The sequence below is a fragment of the Micromonospora sp. CNZ303 genome, assembly GCF_004345505.1.
Genome location: NZ_SLVT01000001.1, coordinates 304,219 through 330,092, shown reverse-complemented (window position 1 = coordinate 330,092; position 25,874 = coordinate 304,219). Strand labels below are relative to the sequence as shown.

General features: G+C 74.5%; 21 protein-coding genes and 1 pseudogene. 9 read left to right on the top strand and 13 right to left on the bottom strand.

The features are described 5' to 3' along the window. The first annotated feature begins 195 nt into the window (after positions 1-195). Positions 196-531, top strand: coding sequence for a PIG-L family deacetylase (locus EV374_RS01635; protein ID WP_132230978.1), 336 nt, complete (start codon positions 196-198; stop codon positions 529-531). Here EV374_RS01635 and EV374_RS01630 read toward each other — a convergent pair. From EV374_RS01630 to EV374_RS01620, 3 genes are all read right to left on the bottom strand, one after another. Next, positions 521-1,681, bottom strand: a complete 1,161-nt coding sequence (locus EV374_RS01630; protein WP_165947698.1) for a Cys-Gln thioester bond-forming surface protein — start codon at positions 1,679-1,681, stop codon at positions 521-523. The genes EV374_RS01635 and EV374_RS01630 overlap by 11 nt on opposite strands. A 190-nt stretch (positions 1,682-1,871) precedes the next feature. Beyond that, positions 1,872-2,558 carry a response regulator gene (locus EV374_RS01625; protein ID WP_132230977.1) on the bottom strand — a complete coding sequence of 229 codons (687 nt, stop codon included), beginning with the start codon at positions 2,556-2,558 and terminating at the stop codon, positions 1,872-1,874. Then, positions 2,558-3,823, bottom strand: coding sequence for an ATP-binding protein (locus EV374_RS01620; protein ID WP_132231337.1), 1,266 nt, complete (start codon positions 3,821-3,823; stop codon positions 2,558-2,560). Before EV374_RS01620 ends, EV374_RS01625 begins: the two co-directional genes overlap by 1 nt. A gap of 170 nt (positions 3,824-3,993) precedes the next feature. Between EV374_RS01620 and EV374_RS01615 the strand changes: the two genes are divergently transcribed. The 3 genes and pseudogenes from EV374_RS01615 to EV374_RS01605 all read left to right on the top strand — a co-directional run bounded on the left by EV374_RS01615 (position 3,994) and on the right by EV374_RS01605 (position 7,897). Continuing rightward, a complete protein-coding gene (locus EV374_RS01615; protein WP_132230976.1) occupies positions 3,994-5,658 on the top strand; it encodes a PspC domain-containing protein in 1,665 nt (554 codons plus the stop codon). Beyond that, a pseudogene (locus tag EV374_RS01610) lies at positions 5,655-5,840 on the top strand (hypothetical protein); the annotation flags it as partial. The gene EV374_RS01615 and the pseudogene EV374_RS01610, both read left to right, overlap by 4 nt. 803 nt (positions 5,841-6,643) lie before the next feature. Further along, positions 6,644-7,897, top strand: a complete 1,254-nt coding sequence (locus EV374_RS01605; protein WP_132230975.1) for a phosphatidylserine decarboxylase — start codon at positions 6,644-6,646, stop codon at positions 7,895-7,897. A 66-nt stretch (positions 7,898-7,963) separates the two neighbouring features. Here EV374_RS01605 and EV374_RS01600 read toward each other — a convergent pair whose 3' ends face one another. The 3 genes from EV374_RS01600 to EV374_RS01590 form a co-directional block, all read right to left on the bottom strand. Then, positions 7,964-8,884, bottom strand: a complete 921-nt coding sequence (locus EV374_RS01600) for a CDP-alcohol phosphatidyltransferase family protein (RefSeq protein ID WP_132230974.1) — start codon at positions 8,882-8,884, stop codon at positions 7,964-7,966. A 362-nt stretch (positions 8,885-9,246) separates the two neighbouring features. Then, positions 9,247-10,173, bottom strand: coding sequence for an NUDIX domain-containing protein (locus EV374_RS01595; protein WP_132230973.1), 927 nt, complete (start codon positions 10,171-10,173; stop codon positions 9,247-9,249). A 115-nt stretch (positions 10,174-10,288) separates the two neighbouring features. Beyond that, the gene (locus EV374_RS01590) at positions 10,289-11,236 is read right to left on the bottom strand and encodes an NUDIX hydrolase (RefSeq protein ID WP_132230972.1); all 948 of its coding nucleotides are present in this window, start codon (positions 11,234-11,236) and stop codon (positions 10,289-10,291) included. 144 nt (positions 11,237-11,380) lie between these two features. On the opposite strand from EV374_RS01590, the gene EV374_RS01585 reads away from it, so the two are divergent. Next, a complete protein-coding gene (locus EV374_RS01585) occupies positions 11,381-11,698 on the top strand; it encodes a PspC domain-containing protein (protein WP_132230971.1) in 318 nt (105 codons plus the stop codon). 7 nt (positions 11,699-11,705) lie between these two features. Here the strand turns inward: EV374_RS01585 and guaA are convergent, their stop codons facing one another. Continuing rightward, on the bottom strand, positions 11,706-13,262 hold the full coding sequence (guaA, locus tag EV374_RS01580) for a glutamine-hydrolyzing GMP synthase (protein WP_132230970.1): 1,557 nt from the start codon (positions 13,260-13,262) through the stop codon (positions 11,706-11,708). A 281-nt stretch (positions 13,263-13,543) separates the two neighbouring features. Here guaA and EV374_RS01575 point away from each other — a divergent pair, with 281 nt between their 5' ends. Beyond that, on the top strand, positions 13,544-14,242 hold the full coding sequence (locus tag EV374_RS01575) for a bacteriorhodopsin (RefSeq protein WP_132230969.1): 699 nt from the start codon (positions 13,544-13,546) through the stop codon (positions 14,240-14,242). 172 nt (positions 14,243-14,414) lie between these two features. Next, a complete protein-coding gene (locus EV374_RS01570; protein ID WP_132230968.1) occupies positions 14,415-15,299 on the top strand; it encodes a Brp/Blh family beta-carotene 15,15'-dioxygenase in 885 nt (294 codons plus the stop codon). A 14-nt stretch (positions 15,300-15,313) separates the two neighbouring features. On the opposite strand, the gene EV374_RS01565 is transcribed toward EV374_RS01570, so the two are convergent. Continuing rightward, positions 15,314-17,011: a GMC family oxidoreductase gene (locus EV374_RS01565; RefSeq protein WP_132230967.1), complete on the bottom strand. Its 1,698-nt coding sequence runs from the start codon at positions 17,009-17,011 to the stop codon at positions 15,314-15,316. Between the two features lie 137 nt (positions 17,012-17,148). On the opposite strand from EV374_RS01565, the gene EV374_RS01560 reads away from it, so the two are divergent. Continuing rightward, positions 17,149-18,279 carry an LCP family glycopolymer transferase gene (locus EV374_RS01560; protein WP_132230966.1) on the top strand — a complete coding sequence of 377 codons (1,131 nt, stop codon included), beginning with the start codon at positions 17,149-17,151 and terminating at the stop codon, positions 18,277-18,279. A gap of 6 nt (positions 18,280-18,285) precedes the next feature. Here EV374_RS01560 and EV374_RS01555 read toward each other — a convergent pair whose 3' ends face one another. The 4 genes from EV374_RS01555 to guaB all read right to left on the bottom strand — a co-directional run bounded on the left by EV374_RS01555 (position 18,286) and on the right by guaB (position 24,071). Further along, complete coding sequence (locus tag EV374_RS01555; RefSeq protein ID WP_132230965.1) at positions 18,286-19,743, bottom strand: M1 family metallopeptidase; 1,458 nt, start codon at positions 19,741-19,743, stop codon at positions 18,286-18,288. A gap of 155 nt (positions 19,744-19,898) precedes the next feature. Then, complete coding sequence (locus EV374_RS01550) at positions 19,899-21,311, bottom strand: M1 family metallopeptidase (protein ID WP_132230964.1); 1,413 nt, start codon at positions 21,309-21,311, stop codon at positions 19,899-19,901. A gap of 49 nt (positions 21,312-21,360) precedes the next feature. After that, positions 21,361-22,479 (bottom strand): GuaB3 family IMP dehydrogenase-related protein, encoded by a 1,119-nt coding sequence (locus EV374_RS01545; protein ID WP_132230963.1) that lies wholly within the window; start codon positions 22,477-22,479, stop codon positions 21,361-21,363. 29 nt (positions 22,480-22,508) lie between these two features. Further along, on the bottom strand, positions 22,509-24,071 hold the full coding sequence (guaB, locus tag EV374_RS01540) for an IMP dehydrogenase (RefSeq protein ID WP_132230962.1): 1,563 nt from the start codon (positions 24,069-24,071) through the stop codon (positions 22,509-22,511). Between the two features lie 185 nt (positions 24,072-24,256). On the opposite strand from guaB, the gene EV374_RS01535 reads away from it, so the two are divergent. Beyond that, complete coding sequence (locus EV374_RS01535) at positions 24,257-24,667, top strand: DUF5319 domain-containing protein (protein ID WP_132230961.1); 411 nt, start codon at positions 24,257-24,259, stop codon at positions 24,665-24,667. 148 nt (positions 24,668-24,815) lie between these two features. On the opposite strand, the gene EV374_RS01530 is transcribed toward EV374_RS01535, so the two are convergent. Next, positions 24,816-25,640, bottom strand: a complete 825-nt coding sequence (locus tag EV374_RS01530) for a LuxR C-terminal-related transcriptional regulator (protein ID WP_132230960.1) — start codon at positions 25,638-25,640, stop codon at positions 24,816-24,818. Between the last annotated feature and the right edge of the window lie 234 nt (positions 25,641-25,874).

Sequence of the window (25,874 nt, the reverse complement as noted above, 5' to 3'; positions counted from 1 at the left end):
CCTCACATGAGGGGTGAGGTGCTGCCACTGTGACACCCACCGGCCCGTTCCGTGAAGGTGCCGTTATCAAGCCGTTAGTTGGTCGCCACGTTGCCGATACCCGAAAAAAGATCATGATGTACGCGGGTCGTACCGCTCTGAGCAGGAAAGACACGGTTCGGAGGGGGTCTGCCCCCCGGCGTGGGGTCATCGGCTATGAGCTTCCCCGCGTCCCCTCCGGCGTTGTCCGAGGTCGGCCGAGCGCTGGCCGTTTTTGCCCATCCGGACGATGCCGGCTTCGGCTGTGCGGGCACCATCCCCACCTGGGCGGCGGAGGGTGCCGACGTCTCGTACCTGCTCGTCACCCAGGCGACTCCGGAGAGTGCGGCGACACCCGCGCGCCGAGGCCTGTCGGTTTCCGCGACGGGTGCTCCCGTCCCACGCCCGAGGCGTGCGCCGGCTGGAGCCCGGGGGTCAACGACTCCGGCCCCGGCACCGCGCGGGGCGGTACCGGGGCCGGGGCCGTTGAAGCGGGCGTCGATCAGGCCGTGAAGCGCAGCTTGCGACGGCGGAACAGCAGCACGGCGACCGCGCCGGCGGCCAGCAGCGCCACACCGGCGGCGATCGCGGCGGCGATCGGGGAGCCGGTCAGCGGCAGGTCACCGCCGCTGCTCGCGGGCGAGGTCGACGGGGCCGGGCTGTCGACCGGGGCGCTCGGCGACGGGGACTCCGCCGGGGCGCTGGGCGACGGCGACTCCGCCGGCGCGCTCGGCGACGGCGACTCGGCCGGGGCGGCGGCGAACGCGGCCTCGGCCTTGGCGCTCACGGTGGCGCCGGTGCTGCCACCGAGGATCAGCTTCTGCGCGGCACGCTCGCCGGTGAAGAGGAACACCCGGCCGAAGGAGACCGAGTCCTGGGCGGAAACGGTCACCTTCACCTCGCCGGCGCCGTCGGCGACCAGCCAGAACTGGCCGCCGTTGGTGGTCTTGGTGACCGGCTTGCCCTCGGCGTCGACCGCCGAGCCGCCGTCGACCGCGACGGTGATCTCGCCCGCCGGGCCCTTGACGGTGAAGGGGCCGGCCTTCTCGCCGACGGTGGCCTTGGCGCTGGCCGGGTCGACGCTCAGCTCGGCCTTCGGCTCGGGCTGGTCGGTGGCGTTGGCGACCAGGTAGTCGTGGACCTTCTTGACCACGTCGTACTGCTTCTTGCCGAGCAGCTTCGAGTTGTCGACCCAGTCACCCAGCTTGACGCCGTCGCTGAAGTTCCAGATGGCGGTCTGGGTGCCGAAGTAGAGCAGCTTGTCGGCGTCGGCCTGCGCCGGGGCGGTGGCGCCGGCGGCGGCCAGCAGCTTGGCGGCGTCGGCGTTCGGGTAGCCGTGGGTGAGCACCCACTGCACCTTGCCGAGGTTCTTCACCTGGGACTCGTCCCAGGTGCCCTCCTTGTACTTGCCGTCGATCGCCACGTTGGTGTGGTAGTCGATGCAGAAGGCGGGGACGAGCTTTCCGTCGATCTTGAGTGCCAGGGCACCGGTGCTCTTCGGCTTCCCGTTGAGCATGAGCGTGACGTTGCTGCCCTTGACCGACTTGGCGACGCCGATCTTGTCGGCGGCGGCGGCCGGCGCCACCGCGCCGAGTGCCAGCGCGCCGCCGGCGACGGTCGCCAGGGCGATCCGCGCCCAGCGCCGTCCTCGTTGTCCGAACATCAGATTCGTGCACCTCTCCCCAGGGGTGACCCGCGCACGGCGGGTTGCGTGAAGCCGCCGTTCCCGCGGGATGTGCACCACCCGCGCGCGAGAACGCGACGGGGCATTATGTGACGGGAGTTGATCGCTTGTCAGCCCCTGTGGGCCGCATTCGTCGGTTCCGTCCCATATGACGGGGAAAAGAATTGGATCACACGAGCCGGCGGTCGGCCGCCCAGCGGGACAACTCGTACCTGTTGGACATCTGGAGCTTGCGAAGCACGTTGGACACGTGCGTCTCGACCGTCTTGATGGAGATGTAGAGCTCCTTGGCGATCTCCTTGTAGGCGTACCCCCGGGCGAGCAGCCGCAGCACCTCGCGCTCGCGGTTGGTGAGCTGGTCCAGCTCCGGGTCGGCCACCGGGGCGTCGGGACGGGCCGCGAACGCGTCCAGCACGAACCCCGCCAACCGGGGGCTGAACACGGCGTCGCCGTCGGCCACCCGGCGGACCGCGGCGGCCAGCTCCTCCGGGGAGATCGTCTTCGTGACGTAGCCCCGCGCGCCGGCCCGGATCAGCCCGATCACGTCCTCCGCCGCGTCCGAGACGCTCAACGCCAGGAACCTGACCTGCGGGTGGGTACGCCGCATCGCCTCCAGCACCGCCCGGCCGCCGCCGTCGGGCATGTGCACGTCGAGCAGCACCACGTCGGGCAGCGTGGCGGCGATCCGGGTGACCGCCTCGGCGACGGTGCTCGCCTCGCCCACCACCTCGACGTGCGCGCCCAGCTCGGCGCGGACCCCCGCGCGGAACATGGCGTGGTCGTCGACGAGGAAGACCCGCAGCCGCTCGGCGCGGGCAGCCGCCCCCTCGACCGGTTCCATCGACTGCTCGGTCATCACTTGTCCCTCTCCGCCGTTGCCGGGTCGCGGGTGATCGGCAGGATCAACCGGACCTCGGTCCCTTCCCCCGGCTCGGAGCGGATCTCCGCCCGGCCGCCGTGCCGCTTCATCCGCCCGATGATCGAGCCCCGGACCCCGTGCCGGTGATCCTCCACCGTATCCGGGTCGAAGCCCTTCCCCCGGTCCCGGACGAAGACGCTGACCTGATCCGGCTCGACCTCGGCGTAGAGCGAGACGGTCTGCACCCCGGCGTGCCGGGCGGCGTTCACCAGCGCCTCGCGGGCGGCCGCCACCAGCGCGCCGATCCGCTCGTCGGTCTCCCGGTCGCCGACCACCACCGCCTCCACCGTGATCGCGAACGTGTCCTCGACCTCGGCGGCGGCCTGCTCCAGGGCGGCGGCGAGCCGCTCGGTGGGCGAGCCGGTGGGCTTGTAGAGCCAGTTGCGCAGCGAGCGTTCCTGCCCCCGGGCGAGCCGCTGGACGGTCTTCACGTCGCTCGCGTTGCGCTGGATCAGGGCCAGGGTGTGCAGCACCTGGTCGTGCACCATGGCGGCCAGCTCGGCCCGTTCCTGCTCCCGGATGCGCCCCTCGCGCTCCGACCGGAGCTGGTTGTACGTCCGCCACAGCACCGGCGCGGCCACCACGCCGACCCCGGCGAGCCCGACCAGGGCGAAGATCACGCCGTTGAGCACGGCGTCGAAGTTCTGCGCCGGGGAGTACACCGCGGCGACGCCGATGATGCCCACCGCGACCAGCACCCCGCCGCCGATGAACCGGAGCACGAAGGCCCGCCGGTCGCTCTCCTCCACCACCGCGCCCAGCCAGGGCACCGGCATGGAGTCGCCCCACTGCCGCCGCCGTTCCGGGGCCGACTGGTGCCAGATCACCCCGGCGCCGACCGCGATGATCGCGACCAGCCAGCCGGCGGTGCCCGCCGCCCCGACCGAGTCGAAGACCATCACCTGCACCAGCAGCACGCCGAGGCCGATCGCCACGAACGGCAGCAGCTGGGCGACGTCCCTGCGGGCCGGCACGGCGGTGTCGCCAGGGCGCAGCGGCACGACCGCCCAGAAGGCCGCGTAGAGCAGCAGGCCGAGCCCGCTCAGCCCCAGCAGCACCATGAAGGCGACCCGTACCCGCAGCACCGAGATGCCGAGGTGGTCGGCGATGCCGGCGGCCACCCCCGCGGCCATCCGGTGCTCGGGGGCGCGGTAGAGACGGGGTGGCTGGGTCACGGCGCTGATCGGAGACTCCCTGGTCACGGCGGGCGCGGAGCGGGCGACGGCCGTTTCCGGCGTCGGATCGATCGTCACACGACGCACCGGGGCCCGACCACGGGGACGCCCCCGACATTCGGGCCGCCGGGATCTCAGGGTGGGGTCAGGGTCGGGTCCTGAGGCCGCCCGGCGGGTCGGGGCAGCAGGATCGAGGCATGACCGAGGAAGCTGCCCAGCCCGCCGACCCCGGGGCCGCTCAGCCGGGCGGGCCACCGCCGACCGCGACACCGCCCACCGGCTCCGCGGCGCCGCCCCCCATGGCCGCGCCGCCCCCCGCCGGGGACGCGGGCGGGATGCCGCCGCCCGGCGCCGGGCCGGGCCCCGGGCCGCAGCCGTCGTTCGGCGGCGCCGGCTTCACCTCGCGGTACGGGCTGGTGCGCCCCCGCGACGGCCGCTACCTGGCCGGCGTCTGCGCCGCCATCGGCCGGGCCACCAACACCGACCCGGTCCTCTGGCGGGTCCTGCTGGCGGTGCTCGGCTTCTTCGGCGGCATCGGCATCCTGGTCTACGTCACCGCCTGGCTGATCATCCCGGGCGAGGGGGACAGCGCCTCTCCCGTCGAGTCCATGCTGGGCCGGGGCCGGTCCAGCATGTCCCCGGTCACGGTGATCGTGCTGAGCATCCTGGTCGCGATCAGTTTCGGTTACATCGTCACGGACGCGTTCCGGGCGGTGCTGCTCGGCGCCACGATCCTGATCGGCGGCGCGCTGCTGCTGAACCGAGACAACAGGGCCGCCCAGGGCGCCCCGGCCGGCCCCGTCCCGCCCGTACCGCCCACCGCCCCACCCGTACCGCCCACCGCCCCACCCGGGCCGGTGCCACCGGTGACCCATCCCGCCCCGGTCGCGTACGCGGCCCCGCCGACCGTGGCCATGGCCCCCGGGGCGGGCCCGGTCCCGGCCCCGCCGGCGACCGTCGCCCAGCCCGCCTGGAGCGCCCCGGTCTCCCCACCGACCGCCGAGCTGCCCGCCTGGCCGCCGGCCCCGCCCGCCCGTCCACCCGCGGGTACGCCGACCGTCGGCTGGCCCCCGGCACCGCCCACGTCCGGCTGGCCCGCCGCGACCTCGGGCGCACCGGGACCGGGTCACCCGGTGCCCCCGCCCCGCCCTCCGGGCTACCGGCCCCCGTTCGCCCCGCACGGCCCGTACGCCGGGCAGACCGTCGTGCCGCCCGCACCGCGCAAGCCGCCGAAGCCGCCGAAGCGACCGAAGGAGCGCTCCCCGCTCGGCGCGGTGACGTTCTCGCTGATCTTCCTCGCCCTGGGCGTGGTCGCCGTCGTCGACCTGCTGGACGTCTACGACATCGGCGCGTCGGCCTACTTCGCGGCCACGCTGGCCACCATCGGGCTCGGCCTGCTGGTCGGCACCTGGTTCGGACGGGCCCGCTGGCTCATCGCGCTCGGCGTGGTGGCCGCCGCCGCGCTCGGGGTGGCCACCGTGGCCGAGTCCTACGACCGGATCCGGGGCGTCGACGGCAACGTCACCTGGGCGCCCACCGACCACCGCGACCTCGCCCTGCGGTACGAGAACAGCTTCGGCGACACGGTCCTGGACCTGCGCGCGGTCGACTTCGACAAGAAGAACACCGAGATCACCGTCTCCGTCAACTTCGGCGAGTGCACGGTGGTGGTGCCGCCGAACGTCGACGTCACCACGGTGGCCGACGTCAACGCCGGCGACGCGGTCGTCTTCGGCAAGCACTCCGGCGGGCTGGCGGGCGAGCTGCGGGAGACGACCGACCTGGGTCCGGACGGCCCCGGCGGCGGCACGCTGCGCCTCTACATCCACGTCAACGCCGGCAACCTGGAGGTGACCCGGTGAAGGCCCACCGCACCGACATCGTGTCCTTCGCCTTCGGGCTGATCTTCCTCGGCCTCGCCGCGTGGTGGCTGCTCGCCCAGTTGCTCGGGCTCGCCCTCCCGCCCGTCGGCTGGTTCCTGGCCGGCGCGCTGATCCTGATCGGCCTGCTGGGCCTGCTGGGCGCGCTGCGCTCCGGGCGGTCCGGCGGCGCGCCCACGCCCGGCGACGCCCCGTCCGACACCGCCCGCGCCGACGCCACCGCCTCCGACGCGGTCGTTCCGGACACCGTCGCGCCCGTCTCCACCCCGCCGGGTGCGGATCCGGCGGGCCGGGCGACGGACCGGCACGCCACCGGGATCGACCCGACCCGCTGGGACCCCGACCGGCCCGCGCCGGCCGACGAGCCGACGGCGTGGGGCGGCCGGCGCTCCGACTGGGGCGAGCCGACCGACTGGGGCGCGCGGTCCGAGTGGGACGTCGCCGCGCCGACGACCGGCGCACCGACGACGGCCGGGCTGCCGCCGAGCGGACAGACGGCGGAGGAGCCGACGACCGGTGCACCGACGACGGCCGGACGACCGACGAGCGGACAGACGGCGGAGGAGCCGACGACCGCCGGGGCGACGACGGATGGGTTGACGACAGACAGTCAGACGACGGGCGGCCCGGCCACGGGCGGCCTGCGGGCCGGGGACGAGGCCGACGAGTGGCCTACGGAGGCCGTCACCGACGTCCGGCCCGAGGCGGTCGAGGACCGCGCCGCCGACGAGGACGCCCTGTCCCGGCGGACCGACGGGCCGCCGGCCGGTGGGGAGCGCCCGCGCGGCTGACCACAGCGGTGCGGCCGTCGTCGGCGGCGGCCTATGCTGGCCGTGGAGAACTCGCCTCCGCCGGCCGGCCCGCGCCGACCTGGCCGCCGCACCGACCTGCCGCCGCGCCGGCCGGACGCGCCGCCGTGGCGGTCCCGCCGCGATTCCCGTCTCTACCCGTCAGGAGTCCGTCCGACATGACGCAGTCCCCCGCCGTGCGCACCTCCGGCCGGTCCGGTCCGGTCCGCATCGGCGAGCGAGCCGCCCGTACGCTCGTCTCCGAGCTCGCCCGGATCAACGATCCGAAGGCCGCGCTGCTGGTCGGCGCGACGCCCGAGTCCGCGGTGCTGACCGCGGCGATCGACGCGCTGCTGCCCGGCGACACCCTCACCCTGGTGCCCGCCGGGTCGACCTCCCCGGCGGCCCTCCGGGAGCACGTCACCGCCCAGGGTCGCTGGGTGGCCGACCGGGTCCGCGTGGTCGACACCCTCGCCGAGGCCGAGCCGGCCGCGGTGGTCGTCGCCGGGGAGGCGCTGACCGGCACGGCAGACGAGACCCGCGCCGCCGTCGAGGGCCTGACGAAGTACCTCGCCGACGGCGCGGTGCTGAGCGTGGCCACGACCGCGACGCCGGGGCGTACCGCGGGCGCCGCCGCCGAACTGGACCGGCAGGGCGCGCTGTACGGCGTCGGGGTCGACCTGGTGCTGCGCAACACGCCGCCGCTGCGGGTGTACCGGCTCCGCTACACCCCGGCCGACGCCGCGTCGGCGGCCCGGCTGGCACCGGCGTACCGGCCGTCCAGCGTCCCGCTCACCCGTGGCATGCACATCGACTCCAACGGGGTGGCCGCGGCCGGCATCGCGCTGGGCCTGGCCGCGGTGGCCCGGGCGACCCGGCCGAAGTCGAAGCTCTGGCTGCTCCCGGCCCTGGCCGCCGCCCCGGTGGCCGCCTTCTTCCGGGACCCGGAGCGCGACGTGCCGGAGGACTCCTCGGCGGTGGTCGCCTCGGCCGACGGTCGGGTGCTGTCCGTGCAGCGGCTGCACGACGAGCGCTTCGGCGAGGGCGAGTGGCTGCGCATCGCGGTCTTCCTGTCGGTGCTGGACGTGCACGTCAACCGTGCCCCGGTGGCCGGCAAGGTGGTCGACTACTTCGTCGCCGACGGCGGCTTCGCCAACGCCATGAAGCCGGCGGCGGAGCACAACGTGGCCGCGTACACGGTGCTGGACACCGCGCGCGGCACGGTGGTCGTGGCGCAGCGCACGGGCCTGATCGCCCGGCGGATCGTGCAGCGGGCGCCGATCGGCGCGCTGCTGGCCCGGGGCGAGCGCTTCGGCCTGATCCGGTTCGGCTCGCGCACCGACGTCTACCTGCCGGCGGACGCGGCGGAGCCGCTGGTCGGCCCCGGGGACAAGGTCGTCGGGGGCTCGACCGTCATCGCCCGCTGGCGCTGAGGCCCGGCCGGACGACACGAAGAAGGGGCGCCGCGCAATCGCGGCGCCCCTTCTCGCGTACGTGTGTCAGGCGGTGCGGCGCTGACGCAGCCAAAGCACGGGGCCGCTGACCAGGTAACCGACCACGATCAGGGCGAAGGTGAGCCGGATGTCGATCAGCGCGCCGATCACCGGGGCCAGCCACAGCCACGGCGGCAGCTTCAGCAGCCGGGCGAGCTTCGCGTAGGGGAAGCTGGAGACCATGGCGAAGGCGAGCAGCGCCACGCCGGCGACCAGGACGATGCCCGGCACGGGCAGCCCGATGGCGACGGTCAGGGCGAGCACGGCGGCGGCCATGGTGGTGGGCACGCCGCAGAAGAACCTGCCGTCCTTCGGCGAGACGTTGAAGCGGGCGAGCCGGATCGCCGCGCACGCCGCGACGAGGGCGCAGGCCACCGCGGCGGCCGGCGTGGAGACCGAACCGGCCAGCGAGGCGTAGACCACCACGGGGGCGGCGAGGCCGAACGAGCACATGTCGGCCAGCGAGTCCATCTGCGCCCCGAACGGGCTGGCCACGCCGAACTTGCGGGCGAGCGCGCCGTCGAGGCCGTCGAAGACCACGCAGGCGATCAGGCAGAGCGCGGCGACGCGCACCTCGCCCTGCATGGCCAGGAAGATGGCCAGCATGCCGAGCATCAGGCTGCTGAGTGTGCAGGCGTTGACCACCGCGAACTTCATCCGGCGGGCGACCGTCCGCTCGCCCGGAAGCAGCGGGATCGACATCGCCGACTCGTCGTCGACCGGGGTCGTGGGGCCGAGCGCAGGGCTGACCGGAACGATCGAGGCGACGTCGGCGCGCTCGACGCGGGTGAGTCCGTAGCGGCGTCGCGGCCGGTCGGCGTAGCGGTGCTCGGGCATCGAGAGGTCGCTGGTCGCGTGCAGGTCGCCGTCGCGGCGCCCCACCCGGACCAGCAACACCTGCCGGGCGAGCGTGCTGCTGCGGCGCAACGGGCCCGCCCAACGACGCCCTGCGGGACGCGGACTGTCAGTGGTACGACGCCGGCGCCATGGGGCTCTCGGCACGTTTCCTCCATCACCGGATCGGTTTACCGTCGCGAGGGCGGCCGTCCGGCTGTCTCGTGCCGGACCTTTCTGGCCCGGCAGCCGTTTTGCGGAGTACACCATCGCATAGGGGAACGGGGGTTGGCGATAGCTGCCGGCGGTACTTATAACTGCTCTAACCGCGCGTACCGCTCTCTTATTCCCATCTCGGGCTCCATCGCCCGTTTCCTCCACCAACCCCACATCGAATGTACCGGACCCCGTCTCCGCCGGCTCGGTGAGCGGGTGCCGGGGGCACCGATGTCCGGTTACGGACGCTCGTCGGCAGGCGCATTGGCCAGCGCCAGTGCGGCGATCCCGCTCAGCGGCAGCCCGGCGAGTTTCTCCGGGGTGAACCAGCCCGCGCGGGCGGTGGAGCCGCCGGCGAGCTCGGTCACCCGCGGCTCCGTGGGCGCGTCCACCGCCACCCGGTAGAGCACCCGGATGCCGTGCCAGTCGAGCGGACGCCCCTCCGGGCCCAGCGCGGCCGGGTTGTGCAGGTTGTCGACGCCGATCAGCTCGACCACCCGGCCGAGCTGGCCGGACTCCTCGACCAGCTCGCGCAGCAGCGCGGCGACGGGCTGCTCGCCGTGGTCGGTCCCGCCGCCGGGCAGGTGCCACCGGCCGGCGCCCGGGTAACCGTCGGCGATCATGGTGAGCAGCACCCGGCCGGCCGGGTCGGTGACCAGGCCGTACGCCCCGAAGCGCTGTCTCCGGTCGGACGGGAGCGCGGCGGCGGGCTCGGTCGCCGACGAACGGGGCAGATCGGACGGCAGGGGCGACACGGGCACGCCGAGCAGCTCGCCGGTGAACGGCATGAGCGGCACCGCCGCCGCCTCGTCGGTCGTGAACCAGCCCAGCTCGTCGGTGCCGCCGGCCTGCTCCGGCCGCAGTTCGCCGCCGCGCGCGACGACGTCGAAGACCACGCGGTCGGTGTGCACCGCGACGCCGACGTCACGGAAGGTCGTCACGTCGGCGGACACCGTCCGCAGCCCCGTCACCTCGACCGTGAGGCCGGTCTCCTCGGCGAACTCGCGGACCACCGCGTGCGCCGGATGCTCGGCGTGCTCGATCCCGCCCCCGGGGAGCTGCCAGACGCCCGGGAACGGGCACGAGCCGGAGCCCCGGGCCAGCAGCACCCGCCCGTCCGAGCCCCGACACATCCCGTACGCGCCGACCCGCCGCCGCTGTTCCACCCGCCCGCACTCCCCCGCCCGCGCCGACCCGTTCCGTCGATCATGAGGCTAGCCGCAGCGGATCCGGCGTGCCGGCCGGTCGACCTCGTGATCAAGGAACAGGGGGCGGGGGCGGTCAGGCCAGGCGGGCGGCCTGGACGGCTTCCGCCGTCACCTCGGTCAGGCGGTCGGTGGGGAGGGCGCCCAGTTCGTCGCGGCCGAACCAGCGGGCCTCGCAGGTGGAGCCGCCGACGTCGGCGACGGTGGGCGGGGCCGGCTTGTCGACCACGACCCGGTAGAAGGCGCGGACGCCGTGCCAGTCGATCGGGTAGCCCTCGGGGCCGAGGGAGGCCGCGTCCCGGTGGCTGGCCACCCCGAGCAGCTCGACGAGACGCCCGGTCTGCCCGGTCTCCTCGACCAGCTCCCGGATCAGGGCGGCGCCGGGCTGCTCGCCGTAGTCGGTGCCGCCGCCGGGCAGGTGCCAGCAGCCCGCGCCCGGGTAGCCGTCGGAGACCCGGGTGAGCAGCACCCGGTCGTCCGGGTCGGTCACCACGGCGTACGCGGCGAAGCGCTGGGCCCGGTGCAGCCCGTCGGGGCCGGGCACGGCGTAGAACGAGGGGAACTCCGGCGCCTCGTCCGGAACGATGTCGGCGGACGAGGCGGGCAGGCCCAGCGCCCGGGCGGTGAACGAGCGCAGCGGCAGCTCGCGGGCCTCCGCCGGGGTGAACCAGCGGGCCAGGTCGGTCGGCCGGTCGACCCGGTCGGCGAGCGTCCCACCGCGCACGGAGACCTGGTAGATCAGGCGGTCGGTGTGGATGGTGATGCCCCGCTCCGGCAGCGCCCGCATGTCGGCGAGCACGTCGTGCAGGCCGGCGACGGTGACGGAGAGGCCGGTCTCGGCGGCGGTCTCCCGGACGACGGTGTGGTGCGGGTCCTCACCGTGGTCGACCGCCCCGCCGGGCAGCGACCACGTGCCGGGGGTGCCGGAGCGCTCCGATGCGCGGACCAGCAACACCCGGCCGACTGAATCAGCACAAACTGCGTATGCCGCGATCCTGCGGAGCGGCTCCAGCATGGTGGTCACGGGGCCAAATTCTCCCCGGCCCGGGTTGCGTCCATCGAAAAGAGTCAGATTCCTGACTGAATGCTCGCGCCTCAGGGGCGGGTCAGGGTAGGGATCCGGGCGGTCACCGAGGACGGCCCGACGACCGGCGCGGACCGTGGAGACATGACCTACACCGCCCCTCCCCAGCCCCCGTACAAGCAGCTCCGTCGCCCCGCCACGGACCGGATGATCGCCGGAGTGGCCAGCGGCCTCGGCCGGTACTTCGCCGTCGACCCCACCCTGGTCCGGGTGGTCTTCGCGGTCGCCGGCCTGCTCACCGGCGGGCTCGCGCTGCTCGCGTACCCGATCATGTGGTTCCTGATGCCCGAGGAGCCGGCCGACGCGCCCGCCTGGCCGCACCCGGCGCAGGCCGCGCCGCCCACGGCGGCGCAGCCGACCGTGGCGCAGCCCGCGCCGCCGACCTACCCGCCGGCGGCGTGAGGCGGGATCACTCCCACTCGATCGTGCCCGGCGGCTTGCTCGTGACGTCCAGCACCACGCGGTTGACCTCGGCGACCTCGTTGGTGATCCGGGTGGAGATCCGGGCGACGACCTCGTAGGGCAGCCGGGACCAGTCGGCGGTCATGGCGTCCTCGCTGGAGACGGGCCGCAGCACCACGGGGTGCCCGTAGCTGCGGCCGTCGCCCTGCACGCCGACGCTGCGCACGTCGGCCAGGAGCACGACGGGGAACTGCCAGACGCCCCGGTCCAGGCCGGCGGCGGTCAGCTCCTCGCGGGCGATCAGGTCGGCCCGCCGGAGCAGGTCGAGCCGCTCCCGGTCGACCGCGCCGATGATCCGGATGGCCAGGCCCGGGCCCGGGAACGGGTGCCGCCAGACCATCGCCTCGGGCAGGCCGAGCTGGAGGCCGAGCGCCCGGACCTCGTCCTTGAACAGTGTGCGCAGCGGCTCGACCAGAGCGAACTTCAGGTCCTCCGGCAGGCCGCCGACGTTGTGGTGGCTCTTGATGTTGGCGGTGCCGGTGCCGCCGCCGGACTCCACCACGTCCGGATAGAGGGTGCCCTGGACGAGAAACTCGACGTCGCCGTGAGCGGCGACCTCCCGCGCGGCGGCCTCGAAGACCCGGATGAACTCGCGACCGATGATCTTGCGCTTCTGCTCGGGGTCGGTCACCCCGGCCAGGGCGCCGAGGAACCGGTCGGCCGCGTCGACCACCTTGAGCTTGATGCCGGTGGCGGCGACGTAGTCCTTCTCCACCTGCTCGGCCTCGCCGGCGCGCAGCAGGCCGTGGTCGACGAAGACGCAGGTGAGCTGGTCGCCGACGGCCTTGTGCACCAGCGCGGCGGCGACGGCCGAGTCGACCCCGCCGCTCAGGCCACAGATGACCTCCTTGTCGCCGACCTGCTCGCGGATCCGGGCGACCTGCTCGTCGATGATGTTCTCGGGCGTCCAGGTCGGCGCGATGCCGGCGATGTCGTGCAGGAAGCGGCGCAGCATCTCCTGGCCGTGCGCGGTGTGCCCGACCTCCGGGTGGAACTGCACGCCGGCCCGGCGGCCGGCCACGTCCTCGAAGGCGGCGACCGGCGCGCCCGCCGACTCGGCCGTCACCGTGAAGCCCTCGGGGGCCTCGGTCACGCAGTCGCCGTGGCTCATCCAGACCGGCAGGTCGGCCGGCAGGTCGCGGAGCAGCATGCCCGGGTCGAGCAGGCGGGGGCGCAGCGGGGTGCCGCCGTACTCGCGGTTGCCGGTGCGGGCCACCGTGCCGCCGAGCGCCTGGGCCATCGCCTGGAAGCCGTAGCAGATACCGAAGACCGGCACGCCGGCCTCGAACATGCCGGCGTCGATCTGCGGGGCGCCCGGCGCGTAGACGCTGGACGGGCCGCCGGAGAGGATGATCGCCGCCGGGTCCTTCGCCAGCATCTCGGCGACCGGCATCGAGTGCGGCACGATCTCGGAATAGACGTTGGCCTCACGCACCCGACGCGCGATGAGCTGGGCGTACTGGGCTCCGAAGTCCACCACGAGGACGGGGCGAGGCGTGCTCATGGCAGCAAATCCTACCGACGACGCCGCCGCGTCCCCCGCCGGTCCGCCCCACGCCGCCGTCGCGGCGGAGGTGACGTCGACCACCGTACGGGCGGTCGGGCGCACCACCGCCCTTCCGGCGGGAGCCGTTAGACCTGTGTGCGGCTTTTGCTCCGTATACGGTGTTCGTACCGCCTGCCGACGGGGCACGCACGGGACTCGACGGGTTCGGGCGGCTGTCCGGCCGTACGCCCGGATCGCAGCAGCGGGCGCGCGGCGCCGGGAGCCGGCCGGGGGTGGGCATGACCGAGTGGTGGCTGTGGATGTACGTCGCCGCCATGGCGGGCGGGGTCGTGCTGTTCAGCCGGTGGCGCGCGGACCCGCGGGGCGTCCCGCCCAGCGAGTACCGGGTGGCGATCGCCATCCCACTCTGGTCCGGCTTCTGGTACCTGGTCCTGGCGCTGGGCGCCGGCACTGCGGAGGTGGCCGGCCACACGCTCTACTGGGCGCGGTACGTCGACTGGGCGGTCTCCTCGCCCCTGTTGCTGGTGGCGCTGATGCTGACCGCGACGCACTCGCTGCCCGGGCGCTGTTGGGGATTGACGGGCGCCCTCGTCGGGGCGAACCTGACGGTCTTCCTCTGCGGGCTGGCCGCCGAACTCGCGGCGAACGACACGATCCGCTACACCCTCTTCACGATCGGGGTCCTGGCCCTCCTCGGGCTCTACGGCCTGATCTGGGGACCGCTACGCGCCCACGCGCACCGGCAGCCGGAAGGGATCGCGGCGGTGTACACAGAGGCGGCCCTGCTGCTCAGCGTGCTCTGGGTGGGCTACCCCGTGTTCTGGATGATCGGCCCAGCCGGTGTCGGCCTGGTCAGTTCCGCCACCACCAGCCTGCTCTTCGTCCTGCTGTCCATCCTGACGAAGGTGGGCTGGAGCATCCTCGATCTCGGCCGGCTACGCGCCCTGTCCAACCGTGGTCACCTCACCGTCGTCTGACCCGGCCACCGGCGCCGGCCCCGGAGTCCCGGCGGCGGACGGCCGCGCACCCGCCCGGACCCGACGGCCGTCGGAGCGTACGACCGGCGCGACGGAAGGCCCGGGGCGGCCGGACCGGCTGCTGCGGCGTGCCGGGACCGCCTCGCGACTCGCGCTCGGCGGGCTGCTGGCGATGTCGCCGCTGATCGACGCCGCCGGGCCGGGCGGCTCGCCCGCCTTCCTGGTCGCGGGGCTGCTCCTCGGGCTGCCGCACGGCGCGGTCGACCATCTCGTGCCCGCCCGGCTGTCGGCGCGTGCCCGGCCGCTGGCGGCGCGCGTGGCGCTGCTGGTGGTCTACACCGCCGTGGCCGGTGCCGGGCTGGCGGCTGTCCGGGCCGCGCCGGACCTGGCGCTGGTCGGGTTCCTCCTCGTGTCGGTCGTCCACTTCGGCACCGCCGACGTGGCGTTCCACGCCGAGCGGGACCGCCGGCCGGTCCGGACGGGGGTGACGGCCGTGCTCGCGTACGGGGGGCCGCCGGTGGTCGTCCCGTTGGCGCTGTGGCGCGACCAGGTCGACCCGCTGCTGGCGGCGGTGGCACCCCGGGCACCGGCGCTGCTCACCGCCGAGGTGCGGGCGCTGGCGCTGGCCGCCGTGCTGGGCGCGGTCGCGGTCACCGCGATCCGGTACGCCCGCGCCGGACGCGCCCGCGACGCCGTCGAACCCGTCCTCCTCGCCGGGCTGTTCGGCACCGTGCCGCCGGCCCTGGCCGTGGGGGCGTACTTCGCGGCCTGGCACTCCTGCCGTCACGTGGCCCGGCTGCTGCGGCACGACCCGCGCAACACGGCCGACCTGGCGGCCGGACGGGTCGGACCGCCGCTGCGGCGCTTCGCCCGGCAGGCGGCAGCTCCCACGGCGGTGGCCCTCGCCGCGCTGATCGCCCTGGTCGCCTGGCCCGGCCACCGGTCGGACCCGCTGCCCGCCACGTTCGCCGTGCTGGCCGCGCTGACCCTCCCGCACGCGGTGCTGGTCGCCTGGACGGACCGACGCGGGCCGGAGCCCTCAGGCCGGACAGGTTGACCGCCCGGTCCTGGTCACCTGCGCAGGGCGCCGGGGGCGTCGGCCGGCACCGCCGGGCGACGCGGTGGCACCGGCTCCAGCCGGCGGTACGGCTCACCGAGCGGCGGCCTCGGGTCCGCGTCGCCCCTGTTGGGCCAGAAGGACATCGCGCGTTCCGCCTGGGCGGTGATGGTCAGCGACGGGTTCACCCCGAGGTTCGCCGAGACCGCCGCGCCGTCGACCACGTGCAGCCCCGGGTGGCCGAACACCCGGTGCCACGGGTCGATCACGCCGTCGGCCGGGGTGGCGCCGATCACCGCTCCGCCGAGGATGTGGGCGGTCATCGGGATGTCGAACGGCTCGGTCAGGGCGCCGCCGGGCGTACCGCCGATCTCCTCGGCCAGCAGGCGGGCCGCCTGGTTGCCGGCCGGGATCCAGGTCGGGTTGGGCGCGCCGTGACCCGGCCCGGAGACCAGCCGCCGGCCGAACGGGCCGCGCCGCAGCCGGGTGGTCAGCGAGTTGTCCACCGACTGCATGACCAGGGCGATCACCGTCCGCTCCGACCAGCCGCGCACCGACAGCAGCCGGGCCGCCGTGCCGGGCTGGCGCAGCAGGACTCCCAGCCAACGGCGGACCCGGCGCGGCCCGCCGTCGACCAGCAGCGACTGGAGCAGGCCCATCGCGTTCGAGCCCCGGCCGTAGCGGACCGGCTCGACGTGGGTCTGCGGGTCGGGGTGGAACGAGCTGGTGATCGCCACCCCCTCGGTGAAGTCGAGCCCCTGGGCACGGGCCTGCCGGCGGGGCACCGAGGCGCCGAGGATCGCCTCCGAGTTGGTCCGGGTCAGCTCGCCGAGGCGGGGCGAGAGCGCGGGCAGGGCACCCTCCGCCTTCATCGCGTGCAGCAGCCGCTGGGTGCCGAGCGCGCCGGCCGCGAAGACCACCTGGTCGGCGTGGATCACCTGCCGCCGCGCGCGCAGCCAGGCCCCCGTGCGCACCGTGTGCACCGCGTATCCGCCGTCGCCGGCCGGGCGGACGGCCGTGACCGTCGTCAGCGGGTGCACCCGCGCGCCGAGTCGCTCGGCCAGCCAGAGGTAGTTCTTGACCAGCGTGTTCTTCGCGCCCTGCCGGCAACCGGTCATGCACGCGCCGCAGTGCGTGCAGCCGGTGCGCTCCGGCCCGGCGCCACCGAAGTAGGGGTCGGTGGCCCGCTGGCCGGGGCGGCCGATGAACACGCCGACCGGGGTGGCGTGGTGGGTGTGCCCCACCCCCATCCGGTCGGCCACCGCCCGCATCGCCCGGTCCGCGCGGGTGACGAGCGGGTACGTGGTGGCGCCGAGCATCCGCTTCGCCTGGTCGTAGTGGCCGGCCAGCTCGTCGCGCCAGTCGGTGACGTCCCGCCACTGCGGGTCGGTGTAGAAGGCGTCCAGCGGCTCGTAGAGGGTGTTGGCGTAGACCAGTGAGCCGCCGCCGACCCCGGCGCCGGAGAGCACCAGCACGCCGCCGCCGGCCTTCCGGTCGGCCGGGCGCAGCAGGGTGAGCCGCTGGAGGCCGTAGCAGCCGAGGCGGGGCGCCCACAGGAAGCGCCGCAGCCGCCAGGAGGTCTGCGGGAACTCGTCGTCGGCGAAGCGACGCCCAGCCTCCAGCACCCCGACCGAGTAGCCCTTCTCGGCCAGCCGGAGCGCGGTGACGCTGCCGCCGAAGCCGGACCCGATGACGAGCACGTCGTACCGCATGACCGCATCATTACCGCTCGGTAGCCATCGCGCCAGCGTCCGATTTCGCGGGATCATGCTCCGGTCCACGATCCCGGAGGCGCCCGCCCGCAACTCGGCGCCCCCGTCGGGGCGTTGTCATCACCGGGGGGTGTCGCATGACTCAGCGGACAGGGGCGCCACGCCCACGATGGGTGCTGGGGCTGGCCGCCCTGGCGACCGTGATCCTGGTTGCCGTGGGCGCCCTCGTCGTCACCCGGCTCGTCCGCGACGACGGGCCACGGCGCGCGATCGGGCCGACGGGCGCCACCGGGACGCCGCAGGCCAGCCCCACCCCGAGCCCGAGCCCGAGCCCGACCGCGACGCCGGGCGCCGGCATCACCGGCCCGCTCAACCTCCTGCTCGTCGGGGTGGACACCCGGGTCAGCGTGCCGGGCTGGGAGCCGCACGGCGACGCCGTGCTGGTGCTGCACGTGCCGAAGGGACTCGACCGGGCGTACCTCTTCGCCCTCCCCCGCGACCTGCTGGTCGACATCCCGGCCTTCCCGAAGGCCGGCTACCGCGGCGGCAGGACCAAGCTCACCCACGCGATGAGCTACGGCAGCCGGGTGCCCGGCAAACCGAAGCAGCCGAGCACCGCCCAGGGGTACGAGCTGCTGCGCAGCACGGTCAGCGGCTACACGGGGCTGCGCTTCGACGCCGGCGCGGTGCTCACCTTCAACGGCTTCGACCGGCTCGTGGACAGCCTCGGCGGGGTGGACCTCTACGTCGACCAGCGGGTGGTCTCGCTGCACCGCCGCCCCGACGGCCGGCACCGGGAGCCCGCGCCCGGCGGTGGCGGCTACACCGGGCCACAGATGGTCTACGAGAAGGGCGAGCGGCACCTCACCGGCTGGCAGGCGCTGGACTACGCCCGGCAGCGCTACGTCACCGGCGGCGGCTACGCCCGGCAGCGCCACCAGCAGCAGCTGATCAAGGCGCTGGCCACGAAGATCCTCGGCGAGGACCTGGCCCGGCAGCCGGAGCGCGTCCAGCAGGTGGTCGACGCGCTCGGCGACACCCTGGTCTACGCCGGCGGGCCGCGCGTCGTGGACGTCGCGTACGCCCTCGGCGGGCTCACGCCGGAGAGGTTCGTGCTGGTCGACCTGCCCGGCGCGGGCGTCGGCAGGGGCAGCGCCTACCGGGGCGAGGAGCTCACGCAGACCGGACGGAGGTTCCTCACCGAGCTGCGCGCCGGCCGGGCCGACGCCTACCTCGCCGCCAACCCGAAACTGCGCGTCACGCGCTGAGCGCCGTCACACCCGCTCGGGACGCTCCGGCCGCTGCTTGCCGTACAGCCACGCCTCGAAGAGGTCGTCGAGCTGCTTGCCCGAGACCCGCTCGGCCAGCGCGACGAACTCGGCCGTGGTCGCGTTCGCGTCGCGCTTCTGCGCCGCCCAGGTCTTCAGGATCTCGAAGAACGCCTTGTCGCCGACGGCCACCCGCAGCGCGTGCACGGTCATCCCGCCGCGCTGGTAGACCGACTCGCTGAACAGGTTCGGCACCCCCGGCTCGCCCGGCGGCGTCCGCCACACCTGGCCCGAGGAGCCCGCGTACCGGGCGTCGAACTCCTGCTGGGCGGTGCGCCCGCCGTCGTGCTCGGCCCACAGCCACTCGGCGTACGTGGCCAGGCCCTCGTTGAGCCAGATGTCCTGCCACCTCGCCAGCGACACGCTGTTGCCGAACCACTGGTGTGCCATCTCGTGGGCGACCACGGCGGTGTTCTCGCCGCGGGAGAAGAAGCTCGCGGAGTAGACCGGGCGGCTCTGCGTCTCCAGGGCGTACCGGATCCGGGCGTCGGAGATCACCACGCCGCCGTACGCCTCGAACGGGTACGGCCCGAAGACGCTCTCCAGGTAGTCGGTCACCTTGACCGTGTCGGCGATCGACCGGTCCGCCGCGCCCGGGGGCAGGTCGGTGGTGACCGCGTGGAACACCGGCCGTCCCTTGTGCTCGCCCTCGGTGATCCGGAACTTCCCGATGACCACGGTGCTCAGGTAGCTCGCCATCGGGCTGCGCTCGGCCCACTTCCAGGTGGTCCAGTCGCCGGTCGTGCTCTTTCCCGCCGGCACACCGTTGCTGACCGCCGTCAGCCCCTTCGGCACGGTGATCTCGAAGTCGTAGGTGGCCTTGTCCGAGGGATGGTCGTTGACGGGGAACCACGTGCTCGCCGACTCGGGCTGACCGAGCGCGATCGCCCCCTCGTCGGTGTGCAGGAAGCCGCCGCTGCCGAGGACCTCGTTGCGCAGCGGCTCCGGCTTACCGTCGTACGCGATCTCGACGACGAAGCCGTTGCCCGCGATCAGGCCACGGGCCGGAGTGACCACCAGCTCGTCGCCCTTGCGGCCGTGCTTCGCCGGGGCCCCGTCCACCGTCACGGACCGCACGGTCAGCCCGGCCAGGTCCAGGTTGAACGCGGACAGGTCGCCGGTCGCCGCCGCCTGCACGGTGGTGGTTCCGGTCAACCGGTCCTCCACCGGGTCGTAGCGCACCTTGACCGTGTAGCGGCTGACGTCGTACCCGCCGTTGCCGTAGGTCGGGAAGTAGGCGTCGCCGACGCCGGCCGCGCCGAGGAGGAACTGGCGCGGCGCGGCCGGCGCGGCGGAGCTCGGGGCCGGAACCGGTTCCTCGGCCGACCCGCAGCCGGCCAGCCCCAGCATCCCGGCCAGCAGCAGGCCGGTGCCCGCGCACAGCGTCCGCCGCGACAGCGTCATCGCTCTTTCTCCTCCCTGCGTCGCCGGCTGCCCCACCGGCGAGCGTGGTGGACCCGCGCCGGCCGGTGCCGCCGGCCCCGCCGCACGGGGCGGCCGGGCAGGCGGTGCCGCGCCGGGTCCGGCCGCAGCCTACCGAGCGCCGACGGGGAGCCGCGTCAGGGCAGGGCGGGGGCGCTCCCGCCGACGAGCCAGGCGTCGAAGAACGGGCGCAGGGGCCTGCCGGCGACCCGCTCGGCCAGGGCGATCAGGTCGTCGGTGGTGGCGTTGCCGTCGCGCCGCTCGGCCGTCCAGGTCCGCAGGACGCGGAAGAACGTCTCGTCGCCGACCGTGCGGCGCAGCGCGTGCACGGCGAGCGCGCCGCGCTTGTAGACGGCCGCGCCGAACAACCGGGACCGTCCGGGGTCGACGGACGGCCGGGACCAGTCGGTCGCGGCGTACTCCAGCTCGAAGTTGCGCTGCGCGGTGCGACCGCCGTCGTGCTCCTCCCACAGCCACTCCGCGTAGCTGGCGAAGCCCTCGTTGAGCCAGATGTCGCTCCACCGGCTCAGCGCCACGCTGTTGCCGAACCACTGGTGGGCCAGCTCGTGCGCGACCACCCCCGGGTTGGGTCGCCCGCCACGGAAGAAGCCCGGCCCGTAGACCGGCCGGGACTGGGTCTCCAGCGCGTAGCCGATCCGGGCGTCGGTGACCACGACGCCCCCGTAGGAGTCGAACGGGTACGGCCCGAAGCGGCTGGCCAGGAAGTCGGCGATCTCGCCGGTGCGGGCCAGCGAGGCGGCCTCCGGCCCGTTCTCCGGCAGGCTCGCCGGCACCGCCGTGACCATCGGTCTACCGGCGTGCGTGCCGCTACGCACCCGGTAGTCGCCGATCACCAGGGTCGTCAGGTAGCTGGCCATCGGTGACCGCTCGGCCCAGCGCCAGGTGGTCCAGCCGCCGGCGCTGGTCCGCTCCCCCGGCACCCCGTTGCTCAGCGCGGCCAGCCCGTCCGGGACGGTCACCTCGATGTCGTACGTGGCCTTGTCGGACGGGTGGTCGTTGACCGGGAACCAGGTGGCCGCCGACCAGGGCTGGCCGAGGGCGATCGCGCCGTCGTCGGTGTGCAGGAAGCCGCCGCTACCGAGCTGCCCGTCGGCCCTGGCCGCCGGCACGCCGGAGTAGTCCACCTCGACGACGAACCGGGCGCCCCGGGGAAGGCCGTCGCGCGGGGTGACCACCAGTTCGTCGCCGTCGCGGGCGGATCCGGCCGGTCGGCCGTCGACGGCCACCCGCGACACGTCCAGCCCGGCAAGGTCCAGGTTGAACCGGGACAGCCCGCTGGTCGCGGTGGCCGTCAGCGCGGCCCGCCCGGCGAGCCGGTCGGTCGCCGGGTCGTAGCGGACCGCGAGCCGGTAGCCCGCGACGTCGTAGCCGCCGTTGCCGGCCCCCGGGACGTACGGGTCGCCAAGGTCGGCCGCCGCGGGCCGGAAGCCGCCCCGCTCGTCGCCGCCGTCGGTGCAGGCCGCGAACACCAGGGCCGCGACGACGGCGACGGCGAGCGCGGGGCGGATCCGACGGCGGGTACGACGCACCGGCCGAGCCTATCGGCGCGGCCGGTGCGGGTGGTGCTGCTTGCGCAGGTCAGCGGTCGAGGACCAGGCCGACCTTCTGGAACTCCTTCAGGTCGCGGTAGCCGCACTTGGCCATCGCACGGCGCAGGCCACCGAAGAGGTTGAGCTGGCCGTCCGGCTCGTCGGCCGGGCCGAAGAGCAGCTGCTCCATCGAGCCGAGCGGCTCGCCGGCGGTCTCGAACGCGCCCCGGGGCAGCGACGGGTGGCTGGCGGCGGAGTGCCACCAGGCGCCACCGGCCGGCGCCTCGGCGCAGAGCGACAGCGGCTCGCCGAGCATCACCGCGTCGGCGCCGCAGCCGAGCGCCTTGGCGATGTCGCCCGAGGTCTGGATGTCGCCGTCGGCGATCAGGTGCACGTACCGGCCGCCGGTCTCGTCGAGGTAGTCCCGGCGGGCCGCCGCCGCGTCGGCGATCGCGGTCGCCATCGGCACCCGGATGCCCAGCACCGACTCGGTGGTGGACCACTCGTCGCCGCCGATGCCGACGATGACGCCGGCCGCCCCCGTACGCATCAGGTGCAGCGCGGTCTTGTAGTCGGTGCAGCCGCCGACGACGACCGGGAGGTCCAGGTCGGCGATGAACTCCTTGAGGTTGAGCGGCTCGTCGGTGGTCGAGACGTGCTCGGCGGAGACGATGGTGCCCTGGATGACGAGGATGTCGACGCCGGCGTCGAGGATCACCGGGGCCAGGGCCAGGGTGTGCTGCGGGGAGACCCGCACCGCCACCGTGCCGCCGCCGGCGCGCAGCTCGCGGACCCGCTCGGCGATCAGGTCGGGGCGGATCGGCTCCGCGTAGACCTCCTGGAGCCGCTTGGTGGCGCGGGCGTCCTCGTCGAGCCCGGCCAGCTCCTCCAGGACCTTGGTCGGGTTCTCGTAGCGGGTCCACAGGCCCTCGACGTTGAGCACGCCGAGGCCGCCGAGCTGGCCGAGCCGGACGGCGGAGGCCGGGCTCATCGTCGCGTCCGACGGGTGCCCGACGCAGGGGATGCCGAACTGGTACGCGTCGAGCTGCCAGGCGGTGGAGACGTCGTCGACGTCCCGGGTCCGGCGGCTCGGCACGATGGCGATGTCGTCCAGGTGGTAACCGCGCTGCGCGGTCTTGCCCAGCCCGATCTCGACCACGTCACGCATGGGGGACTCCAGTTGTCGCAGGGGGATGGTCAGCGGGAGTGGTAGTTGGGAGCCTCGACCGTCATCTGGATGTCGTGCGGGTGGCTCTCCTTGAGCCCCGCCGCCGTGATCCGGATGAGCTGACCGCGGCGGTGCAGCTCGGGGATGCTCTCCGCGCCGACGTACCCCATCGCCGCGCGCAGCCCACCGGTGAGCTGGTGGGCGACCGCGGACAGCGGGCCCCGGTAGGGCACCTGGCCCTCCACGCCCTCGGGGACCAGCTTGTCCTCGGCGAGCACGTCCTGCTGGAAGTAGCGGTCCTTGGAGTAGGACTTGGCCTGGCCCCGGGACTGCATCGCGCCGAGCGAGCCCATGCCCCGGTAGGCCTTGTACTGCTTGCCGTTGATGAAGATCAGCTCGCCGGGGCTCTCCTCGCAGCCGGCCAGCAGGCTGCCGAGCATCACCGTGTCGGCGCCCGCGACGAGCGCCTTGGCGATGTCGCCCGAGTATTGGATGCCGCCGTCGCCGATGACCGGGACGCCGGCCGGCCGCGCGGCCCGCGCGGCCTCCATGATCGCGGTGATCTGCGGTACGCCCACCCCGGCGACGATCCGGGTGGTGCAGATCGCGCCCGGCCCGACGCCGACCTTCACGCCGTCGGCGCCCGCCTCGACCAGCGCCCGGGCGCCGGCGTAGGTGGCGACGTTGCCGCCGACGATGTCGATGGTGACGTCCTTCTTGAGCTGGGCGACCATCTCCAGCACCGCCCGCTGGTGGCCGTGCGCGGTGTCCACGATCAGCACGTCGACGCCCGCGTCCACCAGTGCCCGCGCCCGCTTGTAGGCGTCGTCGCCCACCCCGATGGCGGCGGCGACCCGCAGCCGGCCGGCGTCGTCCTTGGTGGCGTTCGGGTACTGCTCGCTCTTGGTGAAGTCCTTGACCGTGATCAGGCCGCGCAGCCGGCCCGAGTCGTCGACGATCGGCAGCTTCTCGACCTTGTGCTGGCGCAGCAGGTCGAGCGCGTCCTCCTTGCGCACCCCGACCGGGGCGGTGACCAGCGGGGTGCGGGTCATGATCTGGTGGACCGGGGTGGCCGGGTCGGAGACGAAGCGCATGTCGCGGTTGGTGACGATGCCGACGAGCTGGCCCTCGCCGTCCACGACGGGCACCCCGGAGATGCGGTAACGCCCGCAGAGGGCGTCGACGTCGCGCAGGGTGTCGTCGGGGCTGGCGGTCACCGGGTTGGTGATCATGCCGGACTCGGAGCGCTTCACCAGGTCGACCTGGAGCGCCTGGTCCTCCAGGGAGAGGTTGCGGTGCAGCACGCCGATGCCGCCCTGGCGGGCCATGGCGATCGCCATCCGGGCCTCGGTCACCGTGTCCATCGCGCTGGAGAGCAGCGGGATGCTCAGGCTGATGTTGCGGGTCAGCTTCGTCACCGTGTTGACCCGGCTGGGCACGACGTCCGACTCGCCCGGCTGGAGCAGCACGTCGTCGAAGGTCAACCCGAGTGGAACCACCCGGGCGGAGCCGGCAGGCAGCTCCGGCAGGTGGCCGCCCAGCTCGCCGCTGTCGGCGCCGGCCGGTAGATCGGTGCTGGGCGAAAATTCCACGATTGCTCCCCTGAGCTGCTCGGACGGGCTTCAGCGAGGTGGCGCGGGCGGGCACCGGCACACGCCGGGTGACGGGCGCGTCGTCCCATCGTACCCACCGGCACGGGCCGTCCCCGGGCGGTGGCAGCCCAGCTCACCGGTGGCGGGGGCGGACGCGGCCCTGGCGTTGGGTCTACGGTGAGGGGGTGCACGACGAGCCCATCGACCCCTTCAACGGCGACCCGGCCGATCCGGCCGCCGGCCTGCACGATCCGGGCGACGACGCCCCGCTCGACCCGCTGACCGACGTCGAGCGTCAGGACGTGCTGGAGGATCTCGCCGACCTGGAGATCTACCAGGCGCTGCTGGCGCCGATCGGGGTGCGCGGGCTGGTCATCGAGTGCGAGGACTGCCGGGAGCCGCACTACTTCGACTGGGACCTGCTGCGGGGCAACCTGCGCCACCTGCTCAGCTCGGGGCGCCCCCGGGTGCACGAGCCGGCCTACGACCCGGACCCGGACCACTACGTCACCTGGGACTACGCCCGTGGCTACGCCGACGGGGTGCACGACACCCTGACCGAGGGCGCCGACGAGGAACCCGACGCCGAACGCTGAGGCGGGCCGGGGCCGCACCGGCAGGCCCGGGCCACCCGCCCCGGCTCCGCGCGCCGAGGCCTTCCGGCCGGCCGTACCGCGCGCCGAGGCGTCCCGGCCCGCTCCGCGCCCCGAGGCGTCCCGGGCGGCCGTACGGCCGGGGTGCGGTTCAGGCCACCAGGCCGGCGCGGAAGCCGGCCGCCACCGCGTGCGCGCGGTCCCGCGCGCCGAGCTTGCGGAACAGCCGCCGGGCGTGGGTCTTCACGGTGTCCTCCGAGACGAACAGCTCCCGGCCGATCTCGGCGTTGCTCTTGCCCTCCGCCATGCCCAGCAGCACCTGGAGTTCGCGTTCGGTGAGCCCGGCCTGGGACCGGCCGCCGCGCGGGCCGGGCCCGGAACGCCGCCCGGGGGGCGTGGCCTCGGCCGGCTCGTCGGCGGGCTCAGCCGGGTCGTCGCCGCGCTGCGCCGGCACCACCGTCGGGGTGCCGCCCGGGCCGTCGGGGCCCGTCGCCGGCCAGCCGGACCCCGGTTCGGCCGGCGGCCGGCCGGCCGGGCCGGTACGGGCGGGACCGCCGACCGCAGCGGTGTCCCGGGCCGGGTCGGTGGCTGGGCGTCGGGCCGCCCGGCCGGGCGAGGAGAGCAGCAGCAGGGCCTTGGCCACCGCGCTGGTCAGGTCCTGGTCGACGCCCTGGATGAGGCCCCGGGCACCCGCGCTGATGGTGGCCGCGGCGGCCTCCGACTCCTCCGTGCCGAGCAGCAGCACGGAGGCCTGCGGCGCGCGGGCGAGCACCCGTCGGACGAAGCCCGCGCTGTCCGGCCGGGTGAGGGCCGTGTCCGCGAGCACCACGTCGGCCGGGCGCTCGGCCAGCCGCAACATCACCTCGGGATCGGAGACAGCCGTCCGCACCACGGCGGACAGCCCGAGCCGTGCCGCCGCGGACGCCAGATGCTGCGCCGCGAGCGGTGTCCGAACGCACACGAGAACCGTACGCACAGTGGTCTCCTCTCCGTCCAAGAGCAGACCATGACCGGGTCGGGTCGCGAGGGGGTTCGGGTAATCCTCCGAACTTTTCCGACAAGTGGGGCATATGCCGCTAGTTGCCGGAAGTTTTCGATCACAGGTGTGTGAGCCGGCAACGGCCCGGGTACGGAGGTCCCAGGCCGGAAACGGCGCGCCTGCGCGGACCGTCGCCCGGACGCCGATTCACCAGGATCTGCGCGGTGCCGC

Excerpts from the sequence above, each read along its gene's own strand:
- EV374_RS01635 (WP_132230978.1), top strand. The coding sequence starts at position 196 with ATGAGCTTCCCCGCGTCCCCTCCGGCGTTGTCCGAGGTCGGCCGAGCG.
- EV374_RS01630 (WP_165947698.1), bottom strand. The coding sequence starts at position 1,681 with ATGTTCGGACAACGAGGACGGCGCTGGGCGCGGATCGCCCTGGCGACC.
- EV374_RS01625 (WP_132230977.1), bottom strand. The coding sequence starts at position 2,558 with ATGACCGAGCAGTCGATGGAACCGGTCGAGGGGGCGGCTGCCCGCGCC.
- EV374_RS01615 (WP_132230976.1), top strand. The coding sequence starts at position 3,994 with ATGACCGAGGAAGCTGCCCAGCCCGCCGACCCCGGGGCCGCTCAGCCG.
- EV374_RS01605 (WP_132230975.1), top strand. The coding sequence starts at position 6,644 with ATGACGCAGTCCCCCGCCGTGCGCACCTCCGGCCGGTCCGGTCCGGTC.
- EV374_RS01585 (WP_132230971.1), top strand. The coding sequence starts at position 11,381 with ATGACCTACACCGCCCCTCCCCAGCCCCCGTACAAGCAGCTCCGTCGC.
- guaA (WP_132230970.1), bottom strand. The coding sequence starts at position 13,262 with ATGAGCACGCCTCGCCCCGTCCTCGTGGTGGACTTCGGAGCCCAGTAC.
- EV374_RS01575 (WP_132230969.1), top strand. The coding sequence starts at position 13,544 with ATGACCGAGTGGTGGCTGTGGATGTACGTCGCCGCCATGGCGGGCGGG.
- EV374_RS01570 (WP_132230968.1), top strand. The coding sequence starts at position 14,415 with ATGTCGCCGCTGATCGACGCCGCCGGGCCGGGCGGCTCGCCCGCCTTC.
- EV374_RS01565 (WP_132230967.1), bottom strand. The coding sequence starts at position 17,011 with ATGCGGTACGACGTGCTCGTCATCGGGTCCGGCTTCGGCGGCAGCGTC.
- EV374_RS01560 (WP_132230966.1), top strand. The coding sequence starts at position 17,149 with ATGACTCAGCGGACAGGGGCGCCACGCCCACGATGGGTGCTGGGGCTG.
- EV374_RS01555 (WP_132230965.1), bottom strand. The coding sequence starts at position 19,743 with ATGACGCTGTCGCGGCGGACGCTGTGCGCGGGCACCGGCCTGCTGCTG.
- EV374_RS01545 (WP_132230963.1), bottom strand. The coding sequence starts at position 22,479 with ATGCGTGACGTGGTCGAGATCGGGCTGGGCAAGACCGCGCAGCGCGGT.